The 3,957-nt window shown below is 63.9% G+C and carries 3 protein-coding genes (1 of these 3 running past the window's edge); all 3 read right to left on the reverse strand.

Going from position 1 to position 3,957, the window contains the following annotated elements:
* Positions 1-1,734: the 5' portion of an IPT/TIG domain-containing protein gene (locus VLE48_15275; GenBank protein HSA94373.1), read on the reverse strand. Its footprint begins 627 nt before the window's first position; only the first 1,734 of its 2,361 coding nucleotides appear in the window; its start codon is at positions 1,732-1,734; its stop codon lies beyond the left edge, outside the window.
* A gap of 106 nt (positions 1,735-1,840) precedes the next feature.
* Positions 1,841-2,809 carry an alpha/beta hydrolase gene (locus tag VLE48_15280; GenBank protein HSA94374.1) on the reverse strand — a complete coding sequence of 323 codons (969 nt, stop codon included), beginning with the start codon at positions 2,807-2,809 and terminating at the stop codon, positions 1,841-1,843.
* Between the two features lie 104 nt (positions 2,810-2,913).
* Positions 2,914-3,822, reverse strand: a complete 909-nt coding sequence (locus VLE48_15285) for a hypothetical protein (protein ID HSA94375.1) — start codon at positions 3,820-3,822, stop codon at positions 2,914-2,916.
* Positions 3,823-3,957 lie beyond the last annotated feature (135 nt).

Consider the following 3,957-nt stretch of genomic DNA (forward strand, 5'->3'; position numbering starts at 1 on the left):
ATCGGTGTTGTTGGTGTCGCCGTTGACCAGGTTCGAGGCGTTCGACTGGAAGGCGACAAAGCGGCCGTCCGCACTCAGCGAGGGGTCGAGGCTGGCCGAATTGCCTTGCGTACCGTCGCTTGCGACCGAGACCCGGATGGTAGAGGGAGTACAGCCTGCGGCTCCAATGCAAGTGTCGCGCAGGAAGACGTCAGTCGCGCTATTCGTGTCGCCAGCCACCAGATTCGTGGTTGGAGAAGGGAAAACAACAAAGCGACCCGTAGCGCTCACGGAGGGCGTGCCACTGCCGCCGCTTGCCTGCGTGCCGTCACTGGCAACCGAGATTCGGATCGTGGAGGGCGTGCAGGCTACTGCTCCGATGCAGGTGTCCCGCAGGAAGACATCAGGCAGGCCGTTGGTGTCGCCGGGCACGAGATTGTTGGCGGCAGAAGCGAAGGCGACAAAGCGCCCATCGGGGCTGATCGAAGGAGGGCCGAAGGAGCCGCTATTGGCCTCCGTGCCGTCGCTAGCCACCGAAACCCGGATGGTCGAGGGCGTACAGGCCACGGCTCCGCGACAGGTGTCCCGCAGGAAAACGTCGTTGAACCCATTCGTGTCCCCAGCCACAAGATTCGTGGCAGCGGAAGAAAACGCCACAAAGCGGCCGTCGCCGCTGATGGCAGGGGAGCCACTGGACAAGTCGGCCTCCGCCTGGTCGTCCGGCACGCTGGGCCTGTCCACCACCCCTACGGCTCCGGCGGCGGGCGCGATGGTGACGTTCAGGGAGGCCGAGGTGCCGCCCCCCGGCGCTGGAGTGAAGACCGCGACCGAGGCATTGCCTGCCAGTTCCGTGTCGGCCAATCGCACGCCCGCGCGAAGCTGCGTACCGCTGACGACGGTGGTGCCGCGATCGCTCCCATTCCACTGCCCCACCGAGGCAGCCACAAAATCGGAGCCATCCACAGTGACCGGAAAGCCGCTCACTCCGACCGGGACGGTGGAAGGCGAAATCGACGCGGCAACGGGGACCGGGTTGCTGACCAAGGGGTCAATGGTGAACGCCGCCGCGCCAGAGGTCCCGCCGCCCGGCGCAGGATTGAACACCGTGACCTGAGCGGCGCCCGCAGCCGCAAGATCACTCGCCGGAATGGTGGCCATCAGCTCCGCCCCGCTGACAAACGTGGTGGGCCGATCGGCCCCGTTCCAACGCACTACGGAGAGACCGATGAAGCCCGAGCCGGTGGCCGTGAGCGTGATTGGGGCCGCACCGGCCACCGCATTCGCTGGCGAGATGCCGGTGAGCGTGGGAGCCGGCGCGGTGATGGTGAAGGTTACCTCGTTCGAAAAACCGCCCCCGGGAGCCGGATTCAAGACTCCGACAAATGCTGTGCCCGGCACTGCAATATCCGTGGCCGTAATGGAAGCGTTGAGTTGCGTGTTGCTGACGAAGGTGGTGGTCCGGGAGTCTCCGTTCCAATGGACCACGCTGCCATTGACAAAATTCGTACCCGTCACCGTCAAGGTGAAAGTGGGCCCGCCCGCGGGCGTGTTTGAGGGCGAAAGTGACGTAACCGTTGGGACAGGATTCAACGTCCCGGGAGGCGGGCTTAACGTAGATTGGCCGTCACCGCAACCGGCCAGACCAAACGCAGCGATAAGGAGCAACAAGAACGCCCACAGGGAAATGGATGGCACGGCTCCGATCGTGCCAGCCCCATTGGACCGCGCAATCTCTTTCGTGGCCACTGACTCCACCTCACCGAGCGAACCTGAACGACTACCGTGGCCGAATTACCGGTACCTACCCCTTGGGAGCCTGATTTTGCACGAACTGTACCCCGGCTATTTCCCCCGTGTCAACCTACTCGAGGGAATTTATCTTCTCGGCCTCCTTCGGCCAGTCGCCGCTAAGGAACGTTTCAATCGAGCCCAGCACCAACTCGGGTTCGTCGGCCCAGGACTGGTGGGCCGCGCCCTTCACCGTGACCAGGCGGGCGTTGGGCAGGGTAAGCGCCCATTCTCGCCCTGCGCCGTAGGCGGCGTTGCGGTCCAGCGTGCCGTGGATGGTCAGCACTGGGACGGTGACCTTCGCGACTTCTTCCTTGGGTACCTTGAGCTTCTGGACCGAGCCGACGAAGTGCGCCTCAAGATGCTTCGAGAAGTTGACCGGCCATTCGTTGGGCAGGTCACACCAGCCGGGCAGCTTCTCCACGCTTTCCGGCTTGCCCACCAGCATGCGGCGGAAGACCGCCCACTCTTTCTCGCAGTACTCCTTGGGGTGCGACGCGTTGTAGCCCTGTTTCTTCAGTTCCTGCACCGCGTTCCAGGCTTTCATGTCTACCACCTGCTCGGCGTCGCGGTTGGTGAGCTGGGCCGGATACTCGGTGTCCCACTGGCGCGGCACAGCGCCGAGTTGGATGATGCGCTCCACGTGCTCCGGGTGGTCCATGGCATAGAGCACCACCAGAAAGCCGAGGTAGGAATAACCGATGAGGGACGCTTTCTTCACGCCGAAGTGGGCGCGAACCGCTTCCAGGTCGCGGACATCGTTCTGGATGGTGACCTGAGAGAGGTCCTTCACCGCGTCCGAGCGCCCGCGGTTGCGCATGTCATAGAAGATGACCGTGCGGCCGGCCGTCGCGAAGCGGTCGAACGCGCCATCGAACAGGAAGCCGCCCGGGACGATGACCGTCTGTGGGCCGTGGCCCAGTTTGCGATAGGAGAGCCGCGCGCCATCGTGTGCCGTAACGAAGCCGGTGGTTTCCTGGTCCGTGGCATGCGCAAAGAGCGAAAACAGAAACAGCAGGGCGAAGCAAACACGAACCATCATCACAACCCCCAGAGACCGTATGAGAACAGACGGTCAGGAACAGGAAAAGTTAGGCGCCGCCGTTCAGCCTTCTCCGCGCCCTCTGCGTTCCCGGCGGTGAAAGCTCACTTCCCTGCAGTGGCCTGAGTCTTGCGCACGTAAATCAGGTCGTACTCCGGCTTCCAGGTCTTGCCGCCGTCGCTGGAAGTTTCGCCGAACTGGCGCACCTTGTCCGAAGCCAGCGGAGTGAAGGTCATGCGGCGCAGGCCGCCCTCGCCCGAGCGCGGGAAGGTGGGGCCGGCGACCCGCATCTGGTTGCCTTCCAGCCCGCCTTCAAAGGTGGTGACGGTGCCCGAAGAATCCACCCAGTACTGCTGCCATTTCTTCCTGGGAACGTTGTAGAGATTGAAGCTCTTGCCGGTGTAGCCGCTGCGGCCAGTCCAGTTCTCGAATATCACGCAGGTCCCGAGGATGAGCTGGATGCTGGAATCGCCGGCAGGTTGGCCTTGCGCCGTCTGGACGTTCCACTCGCCGATCCAGAAGTCGAACTGGCGGCTCTCCGGAGACTCGCGGCAGGGCTCGGCATTGCTGCGCACCCGAGCCAGCGCCTGTTGGTATCCCGCGTCGGCGCGCAGGGACGCGAAGTCGTCATCCTTTTCCAGCAGGTCGAACTGCTGGAAACCACGATCGGCGGCAACGCCCAGCGCGGCCAGGGCTTTCTCCTTGTTCCCCACCCGCGCGTAGGCTGCGGCCAGATTGTAGGGAGTGTACAGCGGCGCGAACTTCAGCGACTCGGCCCGTTCGAACGCAGCCGCCGCATCCCCGTAATGCGCGAGATGGATTTGTGCGGTACCCAGGCGGAACCAGGCCAGCCCGTTCTGCGGTTCCGCACCGGTGATCTTCTGGTAGGCCGAGGCCGCCTTTTCCCACTGCTGGGCGCGATAGGCGCTGTCGGCTTCGTCGGCGGTCTGGGCAAACGCCGTCGTCGCTCCTAGCGAAAAGAGGACCAAGAAAAGCTGGGCTAGCTGACGCATGGTGAATCCCCCCGTGAGTGGCCCCTCATTCCATACTCCCCAGAATCGGGGCGGGAACAACCTTGGGACGAAATATCGCCAGCATGTGACGACCCGGTCCGTATGCGCCGTGAGGTGACGAGGGCGCGAGCACGG

Source organism: Terriglobales bacterium (genome assembly GCA_035454605.1).
In the GTDB taxonomy this organism is placed as follows: Bacteria; Acidobacteriota; Terriglobia; order Terriglobales; family Acidobacteriaceae; genus DATMAB01.